This is a genomic window from Streptomyces sp. NPDC055140, assembly GCF_053607285.1.
Map to the genome: position 1 here is coordinate 62,066 of NZ_JBSGTG010000003.1, position 20,074 is coordinate 82,139.

Below are 20,074 nucleotides of genomic sequence, written 5' to 3' on the forward strand. Positions count from 1 at the left end.
CGCATGAGGACCCTGCTCTCCGACACCGCGCTGATCTTCGGGCGCTATGCCCGCCAGACCCTCAACTCCAGGTTCCAGATGCTCTTCGGCGTCCTGATGCCGCTGCTGTACCTGCTGTTCTTCGGGCCGCTGCTCACCGATGTGCCGCTGGGCTCGGCCGGCAGCTCCTGGCAGGTGCTCGTCCCCGGGCTCCTGCTCCAACTCGCCCTGTTCGGCGGCCTGTTCTCTGGTTTCGCGGTCATCATCGAGAAGAACCACGGCGTGGTGGAGCGCATGCGCGTCACCCCGGTCAGCCGTCTCGCGCTGCTGCTCGGGCGGGTGCTGCGCGACGCCGCGCTCTTCGTCCTCCAGTCGGTACTCCTCGTCCTCGCCGCGCTGGTGATGGGACTGCGGGCGCCGCCGGCCGGGGTACTCATCGGGTTCGCGTTCGTCGCGCTCCTGACCGTCGCCCTCGGCTCGATGTCGTACACGGTGGCCATGAAGGTCGACAGGCCTCAGGAGTTCGGCCCGATCGTCAACGCCGTGTCGATGCCGTCGATGCTCCTGTCCGGGCTGATGCTGCCGATGGCGCTCGCGCCCGGCTGGCTCGACGTCCTGTCGCACTTCATGCCGATCCGCTATGCGGTCGACGCGATGCGCGACGCGTATGTCGGCCACTACGCGACGGCGCACATGCTGTACGGGGTCCTGGTCGCCCTCGCCCTGGCGGCGCTCGCCGTGACGGTCGGCACACGTGGCTTCCGCAGGGCGGCCGCGTAACTACGCTGACCCCATGGTCAATCTGACGCGTATCTACACCAGGACCGGCGACCAGGGCACGACCGCCCTCGGCGACATGAGCCGGACCGCCAAGACCGATCTGCGGATCTCCGCCTACGCAGACGCCAACGAGGCCAATGCCGTCATCGGCACGGCGGTCGCGCTCGGCGGGCTGGACGAGGAGGTCGTGCAGGTCCTCGTACGGGTCCAGAACGACCTGTTCGACGTGGGCGCCGACCTGTCGACGCCCGTGGTCGAGGAACCGAAGTACCCGCCACTGCGCGTCGAGCAGTTCTACGTCGACAAGCTGGAGGCGGACTGCGACCGCTTCAACGAGGACCTGGAGAAGCTCCGGTCCTTCATCCTGCCCGGGGGCACGCCGGGTGCGGCGCTGCTGCACCAGGCGTGCACCGTGGTCCGCAGGGCCGAGCGCTCCACCTGGGCGGCGCTCGAGGTGCACGGCGAGTCGATGAACCCGCTGACCGCTACGTATCTGAACCGCCTCTCCGACCTCCTGTTCATCCTGGCGCGCACGGCTAACAAGGAGGTCGGGGACGTGCTCTGGGTCCCGGGCGGCGAGCGCTAGCCGTCGAGGGGCTGCGAGCCCTAGCGGTCGAGGGCGGGCGCCTTCTTCGGGAACAGCGTGTAGCTCAGCGCGATCACGAGGTTGAGACCGATCACGAAGAGCATCTTCTGCTGCCACATCCGCAGCGAGCCGGTGTTCCCGTCGGCGCCCACGTACCAGACGGCGCCCTGGAGCAGGGCGAGCGCGACGGCGCAGGCGAGGATCCAGCGCGCGGCCGTCCGCCACTCGTGGGCGGCGCGCGCGGCCCCGTACCTCGGCGGCTTCACCGGGGGCGGTCCCCCGGCGAACCGGTGGGCGACGCGGGCGTCCACCCACTTGACGGTGGAGTGGCCAAGCCCCACGGAGAAGCCGATGTAGACGGCGGCGAGGCCGTGTTTCCAGTCCGGTTCGGCCCCGTTCTCGAGGTCCATCGCGGTGACGACGAACAGGACGACCTCCAGGAGCGGCTCGCACAGCAGGACGCCGACGCTCGTGCGCGGCATCTTCGCCACGTAGCGCAGGGCGAGTCCCGCGGCGAGCAGCACCCAGAAGCCGATCTCGCAGGCGACGATCAGCGTGACGATCACGGCGGCTCCTCGGGACGGGCTTGTGGTCTCCTCCCAGCGTCCCGTCGGTACGGCCGCCGATCGTCGTCGTCGGTGACGAATCGGGACTGCATCCTTCGATGTACGTCGGCCGCGCGGGCCCGCCCGCCAGGTGCAGGCGCCGCCCTGTCCGGCCGTATTCAATGGGGACATGCCCCTGCCCCTGTCCCGCCCGCACCGCGACGACGTCCGTATCGCGGCGGTCGGCCTGCTCGGCGGTCTCCTGCTGTGGGCGCTCGGCCTGACCAACAGCCAGGGCTGGCGGGTCCTCGGCGACGGCTGGCTCCTTGTACCGCTCTGCGCGATGGCGGGCCTGGAACTGCTGCGCAGGACGGCGCCCCAGACCGCCCTGGTCCTCGGCACCCTCGTCCTGATCGCGGACCAGTTCACGCTGGGCAGCCTCGCGACGACGCTGATGTTCACGGACCTCGTCTACGCGGCCGTCCTGTACGGCACCCCGGCCGCCGCACGCCGGATCCCGGTGACGACGGCGCTGATCACCATCGCGGTGACCCTGGGGTTCCTGGCCTGGTTCCGCAAGCCGGAGGCGCTCCTGATCGGGGTCGTCAGCGGCCTCGTGTCGTTCGCGCCCGCGGCCACCGGTGTCCTCGTACGCAACCACCGGGAGGCCGCCGAGTCCGCGCGGCTGCGCGCCGAACAGACCGCGCTGCTCGCCGAGATGGACCGCACGCAGGCGGTCGTCGCCGAGCGGGCGCGGATGGCCCGCGAGCTGCACGACATGGTCGCCAACCATTTGTCCGCGATCGCCATCCACTCCACGGCCGCGATCTCGCTCGACGATCCGCGGACCACGCAGCAGGCGCTGACCGTCATCCGCGAGAACAGCGTGGAAGGCCTCGCCGAGATGCGGCGCCTCATCGGCATCCTGCGGGACGACAGCGGCGACTCCCAGGGCGAGCCCGTCGCCGCGCCCACACTGGACGGCCTCGGAGCCCTCGTCGAGCAGTCCCGCGCCAACGGACTCGACGTCGCCCTCACCGTCGGCGAAAGCGTCGGCGGCCTGCCCGCGCCGATCGAGCTGGCCGCCTACCGCATCGTGCAGGAATCCCTCACGAACGCCCTCAAGCACGCGGCCCACGGCACCGTCTCCGTGGCCGTCCACCGCGTCGCGCGGGCCCTGACGGTGCGGGTGACCAGCCCGTACGGGGATCTGGACGGCCCGCGCGCACCCGGCTCGGGCGCCGGGCTCATCGGGATGCGCGAGCGCACCGCTCTGCTGCACGGCACGTTCGAGACGGGTCCCGAGAGCGGGCCCGACGGCAAGATCTGGCAGGTCAGGGCCGAGCTGCCCGTCGACCCGGCTGACGAAGGAGTGTCCGAGTGATCCGCGTGCTCGTCGCCGAGGACCAGTCCGCCGTGCGGGCGGGGCTGGTCCTGATCCTGGGCAGCGCCCCCGACATCGAGGTCGTCGGGGAGGCGGCGGACGGCGAGCGGGCGGTGGCGATGGCGCGCGCACTTCGACCGGATCTCGTCCTCATGGACATCCAGATGCCGCGCCTCGACGGCGTCTCGGCGACCCGTCAGGTGGTCTCCGAGGGGCTCGCGGACGTGCTCGTCCTGACGACGTTCGACCTCGACGAGTACGTCTTCGGGGCGCTGCGCGCCGGCGCCGGCGGGTTCCTGCTGAAGAACACCGAGGCGAAGGACCTGATCGAGGGGGTCCGCACGGTCGCGCGCGGCGAGGGGCTGATCGCTCCGGCGGTGACCCGCAAGCTCATCGCCGAGTTCGCGGCGAAGCCCGTACGCCCGGAGCCGGGGCCCGCGCCCGCGGGGCTCGACACCCTCACGCGCCGGGAGCGGGAGGTGCTTTCCTGCCTCGGTGACGGGTTGTCGAACGCGGAGATCGCGATGCGTCTGGGGATGGCGGAGGCGACGGTGAAGACGCACGTCAGCAGGTTGCTCGGGAAGCTGGAGCTGCGCAGCAGGGTGCAAGCGGCCGTGCTGGCACAGGAGTTGGGGCTGTGAGGGGCCGATTTCTGTAATTGGTTTAGACCTTGACCGCTGGTCCAGACCTTTCTATTCTCACGGCACTGCGGTGAGCGCAGCCATGCACATGACCAGCAGGGCGACGCTCACGGGCGGCGCAGGGTTTTACCCCCGTCATGTCCCCCGGATACCACCCGAGGAGCACCCCTTGCGCTTGAGACTCAGACAGAGAGCCGTGGCAGGCCTCACCACCCTGCTGCTCCCGGCCGCCGCCCTCGTCGGCCTCGCCACCCCCTCCCACGCGGCCGCCGCCGCGAGCACCGCCACCGCGACCTACGCCAAGACCCAGGACTGGGGCACCGGCTTCGAAGGCAAGTGGACCGTCAAGAACACCGGCACCACGGCCCTCAGTTCATGGACCGTCGAGTGGGACTTCCCCGCCGGCACCAAGGTGACCTCCGCCTGGGACGCCACCGTCACCAACTCCGCCGACCACTGGACCGCCAAGAACGTCTCCTGGAACGGGTCGCTCGCCCCCGGCGCCTCGGTCTCCTTCGGGTTCAACGGCTCGGGCCCCGGCGCCCCCTCCGGCTGCAAGCTCAACGGCGCCTCCTGTGACGGCGGTGACGTCCCCGGCGACGCGGCCCCCTCCGCGCCCGGCACCCCCACCGCCTCCTCCGTCACGGACACCTCGGTCAAGCTCGACTGGACCGCGGCCACCGACGACAAGGGCATCAAGAACTACGACGTCCTGCGCGACGGCGCCAAGGTCGCGACGGTGACCGGGACTTCGTACTCCGACACCGGACTCACCGCGGGCACCGACTACTCGTACACCGTGCAGGCCCGCGACACCGCCGACCAGAGCGGACCGGCCTCCGGCTCCGTCAGGGTGCACACGACCGGCGGCGGCACCGACCCGGGCCCCGGCGGCAAGGTCAAGCTGGGGTACTTCACCGACTGGGGCGTCTACGGCCGCCAGTACTTCCCGAAGAACCTGGAGACCTCCGGCTCCGCCGCGAAGGTCACGCACATCAACTACGCCTTCGGCAACGTGCAGAACGGCCAGTGCACGATGGGCGACTCCTACGCCGACACGGACATGGCGTACACCGCGGCCAACTCCGTCTCCGGCGTCGCCGACACCTGGGACCAGCCACTGCGCGGCGCGTTCAACCAGCTGCGCCAGCTCAAGGCCAAGCACCCGAACCTGAAGATCCTCTGGTCGTTCGGCGGCTGGACCTGGTCCGGCGGCTTCGGCCAGGCCGCGCAGAACCCGGCCGCGTTCGCCGACTCCTGCTACAAGCTGGTCGAGGACCCGCGCTGGGCCGACGTCTTCGACGGCATCGACATCGACTGGGAGTACCCCAACGCCTGCGGCCTGTCCTGCGACACCTCGGGCCAGGACGCCCTGAAGAAGCTGGCGTCCGCGCTGCGCACCAAGTTCGGCGCCAACAACCTGGTGACGGCGGCGATCACGGCCGACGCGTCCACCGGCGGCAAGATCGAGAAGAACGACTACGCGGGCGCGTCCCAGTCCTTCGACTGGTACAACGTCATGACCTACGACTTCTTCGGCGCGTTCAACGCCCAGGGCCCGACAGCCCCGCACTCCCCGCTCACCTCGTACCCCGGCATCCCGCAGCAGGGCTTCGACTCCGCTGACGCCATCGCCAAGTTGAAGGCCCAAGGCGTGCCGTCCAGCAAGCTCCTGCTCGGCATCGGCTTCTACGGCCGCGGCTGGACCGGCGTCACACAGAAAGAGCCGGGCGGCACCGCGACCGGCCCCGCCGCCGGCACCTACGAGCAGGGCATCGAGGACTACAAGGTCCTCAAGACCAAGTGCCCCGCCAACGGCACCGTCGCCGGCACGGCCTACGCGTACTGCGGCAGCGACTGGTGGTCCTACGACACCCCCGCGACCATCAACTCCAAGATGGCCTGGGCCAAGAGCCAGAACCTCGGCGGCGCATTCTTCTGGGAGTTCAGCGGTGACACCGCCAACGGCGAGCTGGTGACCGCCATCGACGGCGGCCTGAGGTAACAGCGCCGGGCCGCACATGACGGAAGCCGGGTGAACGGGGCCGCCCCCTGTTCACCCGGCTTCTCCATGCGAAACCTCAGGCCACGAGCTCCACTGCGCTCCACGCCAGTGGGAACCCCCACCCAGCGGGGCCCTGAACGCCGCTACGCGACGTTCACCCGCTGTCCCGGAGGTGCCGCCTCCAGCCAAGCCAGGAAGCCGGTCAGCGCGTCCTCGCTCATCGCCAGCTCGAGACGCGAGCCGCGGTGCGAGCACGCGAGGACGATCGCGTCCGAGAGCAGGGCCAGCTCCTCCTCGCCCTCAGGTGCGCGCCGCCCCGTCACCTCGATCGCAGAGCGCTCCAGGGTGCGACGGGGCCTGATCGCGTAGGAGAAGACCCGGAACCACTCGATCCGGTCACCGTTGTAGCGGGCCACGCCGTAGCCCCAGCCCTTGCCGGAGGCGTCGCCCCCCTCGGGCACGTCCCACCGCAGGGAGCAGTCGAAGGTGCCCCCGGAGCGCTGGATCAGCCGGCGCCTCAGGCCGAAGACGAACAACCCCAGCAATACGAGTACGACGACCGCGACCACGCACAGCACGAGAACGAGGACCATTCGTACCGACCTCCTCGCCTCATCTGATAACGGGCCCGACAGCGGATCCGATAACGGAACTGCAAAATTGACCATGGATCGCCTCAGCCGCGACCTGGTCCGGAGAGGTTCTCCGGTCCTGGCCGCGGCTGAGTCATGTCACTCCGCGCGCTGGGCTCAGCGCGTCGCCACCGCACGCAGTCGGACGTCCGCGCGACGCTCGGCGGATGCGTCGGCATCCGACTTCGCGCGCTCGAGCGCCCGCTCCGCACGCTGGACATCGATCTCGTCCGACAGCTCGGCGATCTCGGCGAGCAGGGACAGCTTGTTGTCGGCGAACGAGACGAAACCGCCGTGCACAGCGGCGACAACCGTCCCGCCGTCGCTCGTGCGGATCATCACCGGGCCCGACTCCAGCACACCGAGAAGCGGCTGGTGACCGGGCATGACGCCGATGTCGCCGGACGCGGTGCGCGCGACGACCAGGGTGGCCTCGCCGGACCAGACACTGCGGTCCGCGGCGACGAGCTCGACATGCAGCTCAGCAGCCAAGGTGGGCTCCTCGGGTCACCACCCGGCGGTTGCTGCCGGGTGTTGGGTCAAAGTCTAGTCGGCGTACGGAGAGGGGCGGGACACACCCTGCGGGTATCCCCCGCCCCTCTCCCACGAGTCTGTGCTTCCGGAGAAGCCAGAATCAGGAGACGCCGAGCTCCTTGGCGTTGGCCTTGAGGTCCTCGATGCCACCGCACATGAAGAACGCCTGCTCGGGGAAGTGGTCGTACTCACCGTCGCAGATCGCGTTGAACGCGGTGATCGACTCCTCGAGCGACACGTCCGAACCGTCCACGCCGGTGAACTGCTTGGCGGCGTGGGTGTTCTGCGACAGGAAGCGCTCGACGCGACGGGCACGGTGGACAACGAGCTTGTCCTCCTCGCCCAGCTCGTCGATACCGAGGATCGCGATGATGTCCTGGAGATCCTTGTACTTCTGCAGGATCGTCTTGACGCGCATCGCGGCGTCGTAGTGGTCCTGCGCGATGTAGCGCGGGTCCAGGATGCGGGACGTGGAGTCCAGCGGGTCCACGGCCGGGTAGATGCCCTTCTCGGAGATCGGACGGGAGAGAACCGTCGTCGCGTCGAGGTGGGCGAACGTGGTGGCCGGGGCCGGGTCGGTCAGGTCGTCCGCGGGGACGTAGATCGCCTGCATCGAGGTGATCGAGTGACCACGGGTCGACGTGATGCGCTCCTGGAGGAGACCCATCTCGTCGGCGAGGGTCGGCTGGTAACCCACCGCGGAGGGCATGCGGCCGAGCAGGGTCGAGACCTCGGAACCGGCCTGCGTGAAGCGGAAGATGTTGTCGATGAAGAACAGCACGTCCTGCTTCTGCACATCGCGGAAGTACTCCGCCATGGTCAGACCGGCCAGGGCGACGCGAAGACGCGTGCCCGGCGGCTCGTCCATCTGGCCGAAGACCAGCGCGGTCTTGTCCAGAACGCCGGCTTCCTCCATCTCGACCATGAGGTCGTTGCCCTCACGGGTGCGCTCGCCGACACCGGCGAAGACGGAGACACCGTCGTGCAGCTTGGCCACACGGACGATCATTTCCTGGATCAGAACGGTCTTGCCGACACCGGCACCACCGAACAGACCGATCTTTCCACCCTTGACGTACGGGGTGAGAAGGTCGACGACCTTCAGGCCGGTCTCGAACATCTCGGTCTTGGACTCGAGCTGGTCGAAGGCCGGAGCCTTGCGGTGGATCGTCCAGCGCGGGGCGTCGGCGACCGAGGACGGGTCGTCGTTCAGCACGTCACCGAGGGTGTTGAACACCCGGCCCTTGGTCAGGTCACCGACGGGCACCGAGATGCCGGCGCCGGTGTTCGTCACAGCGGCCTGGCGGACCAGGCCGTCGGTGGGCTGCATCGAGACCGTACGGACCACGCCGTCACCCAGGTGCTGGGCGACCTCGAGGGTCAGCGTCTTCTTCGCGCCCGCGGTGGCCGGGTCGTCGACCTCGACGTGCAGGGCGTTGTAGATCTCCGGCATCGCGTCGACGGGGAACTCCACGTCGACGACCGGGCCGATGACCCGGGCGACGCGGCCCGTGGCAACGGCCGTCTCAACAGTGGTCGTCATTACTTGTCACTCCCCGCGGTCGCGTCGGCCAGGGCTGCAGTGCCGCCGACGATCTCGCTGATTTCCTGGGTGATTTCGGCCTGGCGGGCCGCGTTGGCAAGTCGGGAGAGCGAGTTGATCAAGTCTCCCGCGTTGTCGGTCGCCGACTTCATCGCGCGGCGCGTGGCGGCGTGCTTGGAAGCAGCCGACTGGAGCAGCGCGTTGTAGATACGGCTCTCGACGTAGCGCGGCAGCAGGGCGTCGAGGACGTCCTCCGCCGACGGTTCGAAGTCGTACAGCGGAAGGATCTCGCCGCTCTTGGACTTCGACTCCTCCGCCACCTCTTCGAGGCTGAGCGGAAGCAGACGGCCGTCAACGGCCGACTGCGTCATCATCGAGATGAACTCCGTGTAGACGATGTGGAGTTCATCCACGCCGCCCTCCGCCGAGTCCTTCTCGATCGCCTCGATCAGCGGACCCGCGACCTTCTTGGCGTCCGAGTACGTGGGCTCGTCGGTGAAGCCCGTCCACTGCTCCGCGATCTTGCGCTCACGGAAGTTGTAGTGGGCGACACCACGGCGGCCGACGATGTAGATCTCGACCTCCTTGCCCTCGGCCTCGAGACGCGCGGTCAGCTTCTCCGCGGCCTTGATGGCGTTCGAGTTGAAGGCGCCGGCGAGACCACGGTCGCTCGTGAGGAGCAGCACCGCGGTGCGCGTCGCCGTCTCCGGCTCCGTCGTCAGCGGGTGGTTCGTGTTCGAACCGGTGCCGACAGCCGTGACCGCGCGGGTGAGCTCGGTCGCGTACGGCGTGGAGGCTGTCACCTTGCGCTGCGCCTTGACGACGCGCGAGGCAGCGATCATCTCCATCGCCTTGGTGATCTTCTTGGTCGCGGTGACGGATTTGATGCGACGCTTGTAGACCCGGAGCTGGGCTCCCATGAGTCAGGTCCCTTCCGTCGTCACTTACCGGCGGCGGCCGGAGCGTCCTCGCCGAGAAGCTTCCCGTCCGAGGTCTCGAACTGCTTCTTGAAGTCCGCGATGGCGTCGGCGGTGGCGGTCAGGGTGTCGTCAGACATCTTGCCGCCCTCCTTGATGGAGGTCATCAGGCCCTGCTCCTTGCGGTGCAGGTAGTCGAGCAGCTCGCGCTCGAAGCGCCGGATGTCCACGACCGGGACGTCGTCCATCTTGCCGGTGGTGCCGGCCCAGACGGAGACAACCTGGTCCTCGGTCGCCATCGGCTGGTACTGGGGCTGCTTGAGCAGCTCCACCATGCGCTGACCGCGCTCCAGCTGGGCCTTCGACGCGGCGTCCAGGTCGGAACCGAAGGCGGCGAACGCCTCGAGCTCACGGAACTGGGCGAGGTCCACGCGGAGGCGGCCGGAGACCTGCTTCATCGCCTTGTGCTGCGCGGAACCACCGACTCGGGAGACGGAGATACCGACGTTCAGCGCGGGGCGCTGACCGGCGTTGAACAGGTCCGACTCCAGGAAGCACTGGCCGTCGGTGATGGAGATGACGTTGGTCGGGATGAACGCCGACACGTCGTTCGCCTTGGTCTCGACGATCGGCAGACCGGTCATCGAGCCGGCACCCATCTCGTCCGAGAGCTTCGCGCAGCGCTCGAGGAGGCGGGAGTGCAGGTAGAAGACGTCACCCGGGTAGGCCTCGCGCCCCGGCGGGCGGCGGAGCAGCAGGGACACGGCGCGGTAGGCGTCGGCCTGCTTCGAGAGGTCGTCGAAGATGATGAGGACGTGCTTGCCCTCGTACATCCACTGCTGGCCGATGGCCGAACCGGTGTACGGCGCCAGGTACTTGAAGCCGGCCGGGTCGGACGCCGGGGCGGCGACGATGGTCGTGTACTCCAGCGCGCCGGCCTCTTCGAGGGCGCCACGCACGGAGGCGATGGTCGAGCCCTTCTGGCCGATGGCGACGTAGATGCAGCGGACCTGCTTCTTCGGGTCGCCCGTGCGCCAGTTGTCGCGCTGGTTGATGATCGTGTCGACAGCCAGGGCGGTCTTGCCCGTCTGACGGTCGCCGATGATCAGCTGACGCTGACCGCGGCCGATCGGGGTCATCGCGTCGACGGCCTTGTAGCCGGTCTCCATCGGCTCGTGCACCGACTTGCGCTGCATGACCGTGGGGGCCTGCAGCTCAAGGGCACGACGCGCGCTGGTCTCGATCTCGCCGAGGCCGTCGATCGGGGTGCCGAGCGGGTCGACGACGCGACCCAGGTAGCCCTCGCCGACGGCGACGGAGAGCACCTCGCCGGTGCGCTGCACCGGCTGGCCCTCCTCGATACCGGTGAACTCACCGAGCACGATGGCACCGATCTCGCGCTCCTCGAGGTTGAGGGCGAGGCCGAGGGTGCCGTCCTCGAACTTCAGCAGTTCGTTGGCCATGGCCGAGGGCAGGCCCTCGACCTTCGCGATGCCGTCGCCGGCAAGGGTGACCGTACCGACCTCCTCGCGCGAGGCCGCGTCCGGCTTGTACGCCTGGACAAAGTTCTCCAGCGCGTCCCGGATCTCCTCCGGCCGGATCGTGAGCTCCGCCATCTGGGTTCCCTGCTCTCCTTGTTGGGCCCGAAGTTTTCTTGGGGGGTCTGGGGTCAGCCCCCAGGAATCCTCTGCACGGCCCAACTAGGGCCGTAGGTACTACTACGTTGTGCGAGTCGGCTAGCCGGCCATACGGCGGCTGGCGTCCTCAATGCGGTCCGCGATGCTTCCGTTGATGAGCTCGTCGCCCACCTGCACGGTGATCCCGCCGAGGACCTCGGGGTCCACGTCGAGGTTCAGGTGCATCTGACGCCCGTAGAGCTTTGCCAGGGCGGCGCCCAGGCGCTGCTTGTGCGCGTCACTCAGCGGCACCGCCGTGGTGACGACGGCAACCATGCGGTCCCGGCGCTCCGCGGCGAGCTTGGACAGGGACTCGAGTCCCGTCTCCAGGCTACGTCCACGCGGCTGGGTCACAAGGCGCTCGACGAGACGCTCGGTGGAGGCCTTGGCGCGACCGCCGAGCAGGCTGCGCAGCAGCTCGCTCTTGGCCGTGCCCGTGGCGTTACGGTCGGTGAGCGCGGCGCGCAGCTCGGTGTTCGAGGCGACGATCCGGCCGAACCGGAACAGCTCGTCCTCCACGTCGTCCAGCTCGCCGGCCTGCTGCGCCGCGGTCAGCTCGGCGATGTTGGACAGCTCCTCGACGGAGTCGACCAGGTCGCGCGACGCGGACCAGCGGGAGCGGACCAGACCGGCCACCAGATCGGCGGTCGTGCCGCTGACCTGGCCGCTGAGCAGACGCTCCGCGAGCTCGGCCTTGGCCTCGCCGGACTGCGCCGGGTCGGTCAGGACCCGACGCAGCGACACCTCGCGGTCGAGCAGCGCGGTGACCGCGGCAAGCTCTCCGGCAAGCTGTCGGGCGTCGACCGAGGTGCTGTCGGTCAGCGCGTCGAGACGCTCACGTGCGGAGGCGAGTGCCTCGCGGCTCGCTCCGTGGGCAGTCATCGAACGGCCTCGGCCTTCTCCTCGAGGTCGTCGAGGAAGCGGTCGATCGTGCGCGACTGCCGGGCGTGGTCCTCGAGGGACTCACCGACCAGCTTGCCGGCCAGGGTGGTGGCCAGCTGGCCCACGTCCTGGCGCAGCGCCTGAGCGGCGGCCTTGCGGTCGGCCTCGATCTGCGAGTGGCCGGCGGCGATGATTTCCTCACGCTGCCGCTGGCCTTCCGCGCGCATCTCGGCGATGAGCGTGGCGCCCTGCTCCTGCGCCTCCTGGCGCAGACGCGCGGCCTCGTGACGAGCCTCGGCCAGCTGAGCCTTGTACTGCTCAAGAACGCTCTGGGCCTCGGTCTGTGCGGCTTCGGCCTTCTCGATACCGCCTTCGATCAGCTCGCGACGCTCTTCCAGCACCTTGTTGATGCGCGGGAGGAGCTTCGTGGCGAAGAAGAAGAAAACGATGGCGAAGGCGATGGTGCCGACGAGCAGCTCGGGACCGGCCGGGACAAGCGGGTTCTGCTTCTCCTCGGCCGCCAGCTGCACCAGGTTGGCGATCACATCAGTGCCTTTCGTCGAAATATGGTCAGTGAGGAGTTAGATCACTGGCCGTAAACGAACGGCATAACGATGCCGATGAGGGCGAGCGCCTCACAGAAGGCGAAGCCGAGAATCTGGTTGGCACGGATCAGACCGGCGGCCTCAGGCTGACGGGCCAGGGCCTGGGTGCCGTTACCGAAGACGATGCCGACGCCGATGCCGGGGCCGATGGCGGCGAGACCATAGCCGATGGAACCGAGGGAGCCGGAGACGCCAGCGGCGAGTTCGATGGTCGCGGACATGCCGTTACTTCCTTCTCTTCAACGAACCGGTGGGGGTTGGCCACCGGACGACAGGGGGTATGACGGGACGGGTACTCAGTGGTGCTCTGCGAGAGCGCCCTGAATGTAGGTGCTGGCGAGGAGCACGAAGACGTACGCCTGGACCGCCTGCACGAAGAGCTCGAAGAGGATCATGGCCATGGTCATCACGAAGGAGACGCCCGCGGCCGGGATCATCCAGCTGTTCAGCAGGTACCAGGAGGCGACGGTGAACATCACCAGCATCAGGTGACCGGCGAACATGTTGGCGAACAGTCGCACCGCGTGCGTGAACGGCCGGACGAGCAGGTTCGAGAAGAACTCGATGAACGAGACGAGCCACTTGATCGGGCCGAGCGAGCTGTCGTAGCCCGTGATGTTCTTCCAACCGCCCACGAAACCATGGCGCTTGAAGGTCAGCGGCACCCAGATCAGGTAGACGAGGACCGCGAGCACGACCGGGTACGCGAACACCGACGCGACCGGGAACTGAGTCAGCGGGATCACGGACCAGATGTTCATGATCCAGATGAAGAAGAACAGCGACACCATGAAGGGGACGTACTTCTCGCCCTCCTTCTTGCCCATCGTCTCGTAGACGATTCCGCGGCGTACGAAGTCGTACCCCGCCTCCACGGCCATCTGGAGCTTGCCCGGGACGACCTTGGCCTTGCCGAACGCCGCGTAGAAAACACTGACGACGACGAGGGTCGTCAGGAGGGCGAGCAGCATCACCTTGTTGAACTCGAACCCGCCGACGGTGAAGATCGGCTTGAAGAGGAACGAGTGCAGACCGGGAGCCGGAAAGCCGCAGCCGTTGTCGGACATGATCCGACAGCTCCAGTCAAAGGCGAGCTCAGTCTGGTCAGCACTCACCACGGGCTCCTTCGGCGTGACGCATAGGTACGGCAACCTCGTTGTGTCGTTGCGGCGCGCAGCCGCGGATCGGCACTGGTCTGGTGTTTCGGATGTGGGGGCGGCAGGCAGGCAGTGAGCCTCGCAGTCGAGCAGGCGTCAGCTCAGATGCCCGCGCCCGCAGTGCCGCAGTTGGCACCGGACGATAGCAGTTACACGAACCGCCGCTTATCCCGCCCCTACCCCTCACGATGACGACCCCGATTTATTGGGCTTGTCGCTCTTCTCGGAGTCGTTCGCCGAGTCGGGATCGATATAGAAAATCTTGGCCTTCATGTGCGCACGCGCCTGCGCGGCCATCCATACGACAGTGGCGGCGACGAGTGAAGCGGCGAAGGCCTTGGGGTTGAACAGTGTCGTGTCCTTGAAGACGGCGACGAAGATCAGAAGCAGCAGCAACTGGGCGACGTAGAGCATCAGCCCCATCGCCTGGAAGAGCTGCGGAAGCGATTTTGCCGTCCGCTGGAGGACGATCTGCCCGAGGCCCATGAAAGCGATGACGACCACCGTGCCGATGACTGCACCGAGGGCCCCCTTGCCGCCGGCGACCACACCACTGATCACGGCGGCAAGCGCGCCGGCAATGGCTGTGGGCACAACGGCCTGAAGGAGGATCCGTGCGTCGTTGGAGGGCATGGCGGCAGCTCCCTTTACATGGGTGGGGGCAGGGTGTCGTCATGGACGAGCGTAGACCGGGGCCGAGAGGGAACTTCGGGCCAACGGGCCGTCGCACTACGGTCCTTCGGCTCTATCCCCGGGTCTCGTGAACGGTATCACAAACTATTTGATGAGGTCTTTACCTCTGTAGTGTGCTTACTGTCACACGTGAGAGGTACTCCGCGCGTCTGTGCAAAAAAGCGGCCAACTTGTCTGGTAATGAGGCGTTTTCGTCTCTCGCGTCAGCGCGACGAGGGCGCCTTGCGCCGATCCAGGAAGCGCGAACGGGGGCCAATGGCCGTCGCCCCGTTGACTCCTGCGGGCATCGGCGTGCGAGCACCCTCGTCCTCGGGCGCCTCCGCGGCCACACCTGACCCGGCCGCCTCCTCGGCCGGCCCGGCCGCTGTCCGAGCCGCGTACGACGGCGACGTCTCTGGCACCAGGGCAGCCGCCCGCGCGGCCCGCCTGCGCCGGTAGCGCGGCGGCAGGAAGGTCTCCGCCCAGCGCGGGGCGCGCGGCGTGAAGCGCGGCAGCAGAAGCAGTACGAGACCGACGAAGCTCAGCGCGACGATCGCCAGGACGATCCACATGGACGTCGAGTGGACGGAGTAGGCGACCGCGCCGAAGGACAGCAGCGCCGCCCAGAAGTACATGATCAGGACCGCGCGGCTGTGGGAGTGCCCGATCTCCAGGAGCCGGTGGTGCAGGTGTCCGCGGTCGGCCGCGAACGGCGACTGGCCCTTCCAGGTACGGCGCACGATCGCGAGCACCAGGTCCGCGAACGGCACCGCGATGATCGTCAGCGGCATCAGCAGCGGGATGAAGACCGGGACCATCGCGTGGGTGGCGTCACGGGTGCCGCCGAAGTTCAGCTTCATCAGGCTCGGGTCGACCTGGCCGGTGATGGAGATGGCACCGGCGGACAGGACGAGGCCGATGAGCATCGATCCGGAGTCGCCCATGAAGATCCGGGCGGGGTGCATGTTGTGCGGCAGGAAGCCCAGACACATACCGATCAGGATCGCCGCGAACAGCGTCGCGGGGGCGGCCGCCTCGATGCCGTAGCCGTACCAGAGGCGGTACGAGTACAGGAAGAACGCCGAAGCGGCGATGCACACCATGCCGGACGCGAGGCCGTCCAGGCCGTCCACGAAGTTGACCGCGTTGATGCTGATCACGACCAGGGCGACGGTCAGGAGCGTGCCCTGCCACTGCGTGAGCGAGACCGTGCCCACACCCGGGATCGGCAGCCACAGGATCGTAAGACCCTGCATGACCATGACGCCGGCGGCGATCATCTGGCCGCCCAGCTTGATCAGGGCGTCGATCTCGAACTTGTCGTCCAGGACACCGATCAGCCAGATCAGGGCGGCTCCGGAGAGCAACGCCCGCGGCTCGTTCGACATCTTGAAGACGGGGCTGAGGTTCGTCAGGTGGTCCGCGACGAGGAGACCCGCGCACAGGCCGAAGAACATGGCGATCCCGCCGAGCCGGGGCGTGGGCTCCCGGTGCACGTCGCGGGCGCGGATCTCCGGCATGGCGCCGGCCACGATCGCGAACTTCCGCACCGGGCCGGTCAGCAGGTATGTCACCGCGGCCGTGATGCAGAGCGTCAGCAGGTATTCACGCACGGGCTTCCCCACAGATATCGCTGGCCATCTCAGCCCCACACCCTAGCTTCGCGCGCATGTGGTGAAGGACTGCCGGGTAGCGATGATGGTTGCACGAGTGACGGACCACCCCTGCCCGCCTACCCCTGTCTAGGCCGGATACGGCGGAAATCTTCCGGTGAGATCGCGCACTTCCGCACGTGCCTTACGCGGATCGACCTCGTCCCGCAGCACCCCCGAGAAGAGCACCGCGATGCGCGCCATCTCCGGCTCGCCCATGCCCTGGGTGGTGACGGCGGCGGTGCCGAGGCGCAGGCCACGCCCGTCCCCGAAGGGCAGCGCGCACGTGTCGAGGACCATGCCGGCCGAGGCGAGCCGCCCCCGGGCGGTCGGGCCGTCGACGCCCAGCGACGTGGGGTCGGCGGTCAGCAGATGGGTGTCCGTGCCGCCGGTGGTGATCGCGAGGCCCTCGGCGTCGAGCGCGGCGGCCAGAACCCTCGCGTTGGCGACCACCTGATGGGTGTACGCGGCGAAGGCCGGGGTCGCCGCCTCGCCGAACGCGACGGCCTTGGCGGCGATCGTGTGCATCTGGGCGCCGCCCTGCGTGAAGGGGAAGACGGCCCGGTCGATGCGTCCGGCGAGCTCGGCCCCGCACAGGACCATGCCGCCGCGGGGGCCGCGCAGCACCTTGTGCGTGGTGGCGCAGACGACATCGGCGTACGGCACCGGGTTCGGCGCCGCTCCCCCGGCGACCAGGCCGATGGGGTGCGCGGCGTCGGCGATGAGGTAGGCGCCCACGTCGTCGGCGATGTCGCGGAAGGCCGCGTAGTCGATGTGCCGGGGATAGGCGATCGAGCCGCAGACGATCGCCTTGGGGCGGTGGGCGCGGGCCAGCGCGCGGACCTGGTCATGGTCGATGAGGCCGGTCTCCGGGTCGACGCCGTAGGGCACGAAGTCGAACCAGCGGCCCGAGAAGTTCGCGGGCGAGCCATGGGTGAGGTGGCCGCCGTACGGGAGCCCCATCGCGAGGACGGTGTCGCCGGGGCGCAGCAGGGCTGCGTACGCGGCGAGGACCGCGGAGGAGCCGGAGTGGGGCTGCACATTGGCGTGCTCGGCGCCGAAGAGCGCCCTGGCCCGGTCGACGGCGATCCGCTCCGCCATGTCGACGAGCTCGCAGCCGCCGTGGTGACGGGCGCCGGGGTAGCCCTCGGCGTACTTGTTGGCGAGCGGGGAGCCGAGGGCCGCGAGGACGGCCGGCGACGTGAAGTTCTCGGCGGCGATCAGTTGCAGCGACGTGGCCTGCCGGGCCGCCTCGCCGAGCATGATCTCGGCGATCTCGGGGTCCTGCCGGCGCAGCATGTCGAAGCCGGCGTGCGCGTACGTCGCACCGGCGGGGGCTTGTTCAGTGGTGACCGGCATCTTGGGCTCCGGGCCTCGCGGGGGTGACCTCAAAACCAATGTAGGCCCGCACCGCCCGCGGCGCCCGAAACTCAGGTACGAGCGTGTAATCCGGCAGACGCTGTCACTACGTTCGGCGGCAGGCCGGAGCAGCCGTCAATGCCGTCACCACGGGAACCAGCGCCTCGCTGAGCCCCATCCCCAACGCGCCACTCGGCCCCAAAGGGCCTCCCCGGCTTCGCAGCGCTGCGCCGGACTCCGCCCGCCGGTTCAACGGCAGGCCGGAACACCCGTCAATGCCGTCACCACGGGCTCCAGCGCCTCGCTGATCTCCTCGCCGACCGAGCGGAAGAACGGCAGAGGTGCGCCGTACGGGTCGTAGACCTCGTCGGCCTCGACGGTCGGGGCGAGAAGCCACCCGCGTAGAGCCGCCGCGGCGCGCACCAGCGCGCGTGCGCGCTCCACCACGCCGCCGTCCAGCGGGTCGGGCAGCGTGGCCGGATCGATGGCCTGGACGAGGCGCGTGAACTCCTTCAGCGTGAAGGTGCGCAGGCCCGCGCTGTGGCCCATGGAGATGACCTGGGCGCGGTGGTCGCGGGTGGCCGTGAGGACCAGGTCCGCGCGGATCACGTGGTCGTCGAGGAGCTCGCGCCCCACGAAGCCGGAGGCGTCCGCACCGAAGTCCGCGAGGACGGTCTCGGCGTTGGCCTCCATGGGCGCGCCTTCGTGGCCCCAGGTGCCCGCGCTCTCGACGATCAGACCGCGTACGAGGGGGTCTCCGAGCCTGTCCACCAGGGCATGCCGGGTCAGCCGCTCGGTGATCGGCGAGCGGCACACGTTGCCGGTGCTGACATGGAGGATGCGGAAGGAGTCCCCGGTGCCTATGCCACGCCCCGTCTCAGGGGCTGTCAATTCGCCACCTCGAGGTCGGGTACGACCTTGCGCAGCTCGTCCGCGGTCAGGGCACCCGCGCGCAGGAGCACCGGAACCTTCCCGGTCACGTCGACGATCGAGGACGGGACGATGCCGGGCGTGGGGCCGCCGTCGAGGTAGACGGAGACGGAGTCGCCGAGCATGTCCTGCGCGGCGTCGCAGTCCTCGGGGGCGGGGTGCCCCGTGAGGTTCGCGGAGGACACGGCCATGGGGCCGACCTCGGTGAGCAGCTCGATCGCGACCGGGTGCAGGGGCATGCGGACGGCGACGGTGCCACGGGTGTCGCCGAGGTCCCACGCCAGGGACGGCTGGTGCTTGGCGACGAGCGTGAGGGCGCCCGGCCAGAACGCGTCGACGAGTTCCCAGGCCATCTCGGAGAAGTCCGTGACGAGGCCGTGCAGCGTGTTCGGGGAGCCGATGAGGACAGGGGTCGGCATGTTGCGGCCGCGCCCCTTGGCGTCCAGCAGGTCGGCGACGGCCTCGGAGGTGAAGGCGTCGGCGCCGATGCCGTACACGGTGTCGGTGGGCAGCACGACCAGCTCACCGCGGCGGACGGCGGACGCGGCTTCACGCAGACCGGTCGTACGGTCCGACGCGTCGTTGGTGTCGTATCGCCGAGCCATTTAGCGGGCCTCCTCGTACACGAAGTACACGTAGTCCATGCGAGAGATGCGGGAACTGCCGGTGCTGCTGCTGTTGCTGCTGTTGCTGCTGTTGCTGTTGCTGTTGCTGCACTGATTCTGTCGCGTCACGGCATCGCCTTGCGGGCGGTCGCGAAGCGCGGGCGGTTGTTCAGGTCGGGGTGGTCGGCGGCGTCGGCCCAGCCCCGTTCCTCGGTGAAGATCCACGGGACCTGGCCGCCCTGGGTGTCGGCGTGCTCCACGACGACGACGCCACCGGGGCGCAGCAGGCGGTGCGCGGTCCGCTCGATGCCGCGGATCAGGTGGAGCCCGTCCTCGCCGGAGAACAGCGCGAGTTCGGGGTCGTGGTCGCGGGCCTCGGGGGCGACGTACTCCCACTCGGTGAGCGGGATGTACGGCGGGTTGGAGACCACCAGGTCGACCTGGCCGTCGAGCTCGGGGAAGGCCTCCAGGGCGTCTCCCTGGCGCAGGTCGACCCTGGACCCCTCGACGTTCTTGCGCGTCCACCTCAGGGCGTCCTCGGACAGCTCCACGGCGTGCACACGGGAGCGCGGGACCTCCTGCGCGAGGGCGAGCGCGATGGCGCCCGAGCCCGTGCACAGGTCGACGATGAGCGGCTCGACGACGTCCATGGCCCGTACCGCGTCTATGGCCCAGCCGACCACGGACTCCGTCTCGGGCCGCGGCACGAACACGCCCGGCCCCACCTGGAGTTCGAGGTAGCGGAAGTAGGCGCGCCCGGTGATGTGCTGGAGCGGCTCACGGGCCTCGCGACGCGCGGTGACCTCCCAGTAACGGGCGTCGAAGTCCGCGTCCTTGACCAGATGCAGCTCGCCCCGCTTCACGCCGTGCACGAAGGCGGCGAGCTCCTCCGCGTCGTTGCGGGGCGAGGGCACGCCCGCGTCGGCGAGGCGCTGGGTGGCCTGGGCGACTTCCGCGAGCAGCACGCTGCGGGGGTTTGGGGGTCGCCCC

Annotated in this window: 22 protein-coding genes; 5 read left to right on the forward strand and 17 right to left on the reverse strand. The window is 68.9% G+C overall.

Going from position 1 to position 20,074, the window contains the following annotated elements:
• Window positions 1–3: 3 nt before the first annotated feature.
• Both ACWFR4_RS07895 and ACWFR4_RS07900 read left to right on the forward strand, forming a co-directional pair.
• The gene (locus ACWFR4_RS07895; protein ID WP_453651486.1) at window positions 4–759 is read left to right on the forward strand and encodes an ABC transporter permease; all 756 of its coding nucleotides are present in this window, start codon (window positions 4–6) and stop codon (window positions 757–759) included.
• Window positions 760–772: 13 nt separating this feature from the next.
• Window positions 773–1,345, forward strand: coding sequence for a cob(I)yrinic acid a,c-diamide adenosyltransferase (locus ACWFR4_RS07900; RefSeq protein WP_453459974.1), 573 nt, complete (start codon window positions 773–775; stop codon window positions 1,343–1,345).
• Window positions 1,346–1,365: 20 nt separating this feature from the next.
• Here the strand turns inward: ACWFR4_RS07900 and ACWFR4_RS07905 are convergent, their stop codons facing one another.
• On the reverse strand, window positions 1,366–1,911 hold the full coding sequence (locus ACWFR4_RS07905; RefSeq protein ID WP_453459971.1) for a hypothetical protein: 546 nt from the start codon (window positions 1,909–1,911) through the stop codon (window positions 1,366–1,368).
• A gap of 169 nt (window positions 1,912–2,080) precedes the next feature.
• Between ACWFR4_RS07905 and ACWFR4_RS07910 the strand changes: the two genes are divergently transcribed.
• The 3 genes from ACWFR4_RS07910 (at window position 2,081) to ACWFR4_RS07920 (ending at window position 5,920) form a co-directional block, all read left to right on the forward strand.
• Complete coding sequence (locus ACWFR4_RS07910; RefSeq protein WP_453651487.1) at window positions 2,081–3,274, forward strand: sensor histidine kinase; 1,194 nt, start codon at window positions 2,081–2,083, stop codon at window positions 3,272–3,274.
• Window positions 3,271–3,915: a response regulator gene (locus ACWFR4_RS07915; RefSeq protein ID WP_453459966.1), complete on the forward strand. Its 645-nt coding sequence runs from the start codon at window positions 3,271–3,273 to the stop codon at window positions 3,913–3,915. The genes ACWFR4_RS07910 and ACWFR4_RS07915 overlap by 4 nt, the downstream gene beginning before the upstream one ends.
• A gap of 196 nt (window positions 3,916–4,111) precedes the next feature.
• Window positions 4,112–5,920: a glycosyl hydrolase family 18 protein gene (locus ACWFR4_RS07920; protein WP_453651489.1), complete on the forward strand. Its 1,809-nt coding sequence runs from the start codon at window positions 4,112–4,114 to the stop codon at window positions 5,918–5,920.
• Between the two features lie 143 nt (window positions 5,921–6,063).
• On the opposite strand, the gene ACWFR4_RS07925 is transcribed toward ACWFR4_RS07920, so the two are convergent.
• The 16 genes from ACWFR4_RS07925 to prmC all read right to left on the reverse strand — a co-directional run bounded on the left by ACWFR4_RS07925 (window position 6,064) and on the right by prmC (window position 20,049).
• Window positions 6,064–6,513, reverse strand: coding sequence for a DUF2550 domain-containing protein (locus tag ACWFR4_RS07925; RefSeq protein ID WP_116509859.1), 450 nt, complete (start codon window positions 6,511–6,513; stop codon window positions 6,064–6,066).
• Window positions 6,514–6,669: 156 nt separating this feature from the next.
• A complete protein-coding gene (locus ACWFR4_RS07930; protein WP_116509861.1) occupies window positions 6,670–7,044 on the reverse strand; it encodes a F0F1 ATP synthase subunit epsilon in 375 nt (124 codons plus the stop codon).
• 142 nt (window positions 7,045–7,186) lie between these two features.
• Complete coding sequence (gene atpD / locus ACWFR4_RS07935) at window positions 7,187–8,629, reverse strand: F0F1 ATP synthase subunit beta (protein WP_453651491.1); 1,443 nt, start codon at window positions 8,627–8,629, stop codon at window positions 7,187–7,189.
• Entirely contained in the window at window positions 8,629–9,549 is a 921-nt protein-coding gene (locus ACWFR4_RS07940; RefSeq protein ID WP_453651493.1) for a F0F1 ATP synthase subunit gamma, read from the reverse strand. Before ACWFR4_RS07940 ends, atpD begins: the two co-directional genes overlap by 1 nt.
• Before the next feature lie 20 nt (window positions 9,550–9,569).
• The gene (gene atpA / locus ACWFR4_RS07945; protein ID WP_326711157.1) at window positions 9,570–11,162 is read right to left on the reverse strand and encodes a F0F1 ATP synthase subunit alpha; all 1,593 of its coding nucleotides are present in this window, start codon (window positions 11,160–11,162) and stop codon (window positions 9,570–9,572) included.
• Between the two features lie 120 nt (window positions 11,163–11,282).
• Window positions 11,283–12,104, reverse strand: a complete 822-nt coding sequence (locus ACWFR4_RS07950) for a F0F1 ATP synthase subunit delta (RefSeq protein ID WP_406103963.1) — start codon at window positions 12,102–12,104, stop codon at window positions 11,283–11,285.
• Entirely contained in the window at window positions 12,101–12,649 is a 549-nt protein-coding gene (locus ACWFR4_RS07955; RefSeq protein ID WP_329570278.1) for a F0F1 ATP synthase subunit B, read from the reverse strand. The genes ACWFR4_RS07950 and ACWFR4_RS07955 overlap by 4 nt, the downstream gene beginning before the upstream one ends.
• Window positions 12,650–12,690: 41 nt before the next feature.
• Complete coding sequence (gene atpE / locus ACWFR4_RS07960; RefSeq protein ID WP_329570280.1) at window positions 12,691–12,930, reverse strand: ATP synthase F0 subunit C; 240 nt, start codon at window positions 12,928–12,930, stop codon at window positions 12,691–12,693.
• Window positions 12,931–13,005: 75 nt separating this feature from the next.
• Entirely contained in the window at window positions 13,006–13,776 is a 771-nt protein-coding gene (gene atpB, locus ACWFR4_RS07965) for a F0F1 ATP synthase subunit A (protein ID WP_329581583.1), read from the reverse strand.
• A 273-nt stretch (window positions 13,777–14,049) separates the two neighbouring features.
• Window positions 14,050–14,499, reverse strand: coding sequence for a hypothetical protein (locus ACWFR4_RS07970; RefSeq protein WP_453459956.1), 450 nt, complete (start codon window positions 14,497–14,499; stop codon window positions 14,050–14,052).
• A gap of 263 nt (window positions 14,500–14,762) precedes the next feature.
• On the reverse strand, window positions 14,763–16,151 hold the full coding sequence (locus tag ACWFR4_RS07975) for an MraY family glycosyltransferase (protein ID WP_453459953.1): 1,389 nt from the start codon (window positions 16,149–16,151) through the stop codon (window positions 14,763–14,765).
• Between the two features lie 129 nt (window positions 16,152–16,280).
• Window positions 16,281–17,549, reverse strand: coding sequence for a serine hydroxymethyltransferase (locus tag ACWFR4_RS07980; RefSeq protein WP_453651495.1), 1,269 nt, complete (start codon window positions 17,547–17,549; stop codon window positions 16,281–16,283).
• A 249-nt stretch (window positions 17,550–17,798) separates the two neighbouring features.
• Window positions 17,799–18,440: an arsenate reductase/protein-tyrosine-phosphatase family protein gene (locus tag ACWFR4_RS07985; RefSeq protein ID WP_453459947.1), complete on the reverse strand. Its 642-nt coding sequence runs from the start codon at window positions 18,438–18,440 to the stop codon at window positions 17,799–17,801.
• Entirely contained in the window at window positions 18,437–19,084 is a 648-nt protein-coding gene (locus ACWFR4_RS07990) for an L-threonylcarbamoyladenylate synthase (RefSeq protein WP_100595861.1), read from the reverse strand. The genes ACWFR4_RS07985 and ACWFR4_RS07990 overlap by 4 nt, the downstream gene beginning before the upstream one ends.
• The gene (locus ACWFR4_RS07995) at window positions 19,085–19,213 is read right to left on the reverse strand and encodes a hypothetical protein (RefSeq protein WP_453651497.1); all 129 of its coding nucleotides are present in this window, start codon (window positions 19,211–19,213) and stop codon (window positions 19,085–19,087) included.
• Window positions 19,210–20,049: a peptide chain release factor N(5)-glutamine methyltransferase gene (gene prmC, locus ACWFR4_RS08000; RefSeq protein WP_100595862.1), complete on the reverse strand. Its 840-nt coding sequence runs from the start codon at window positions 20,047–20,049 to the stop codon at window positions 19,210–19,212. Before prmC ends, ACWFR4_RS07995 begins: the two co-directional genes overlap by 4 nt.
• Between the last annotated feature and the right edge of the window lie 25 nt (window positions 20,050–20,074).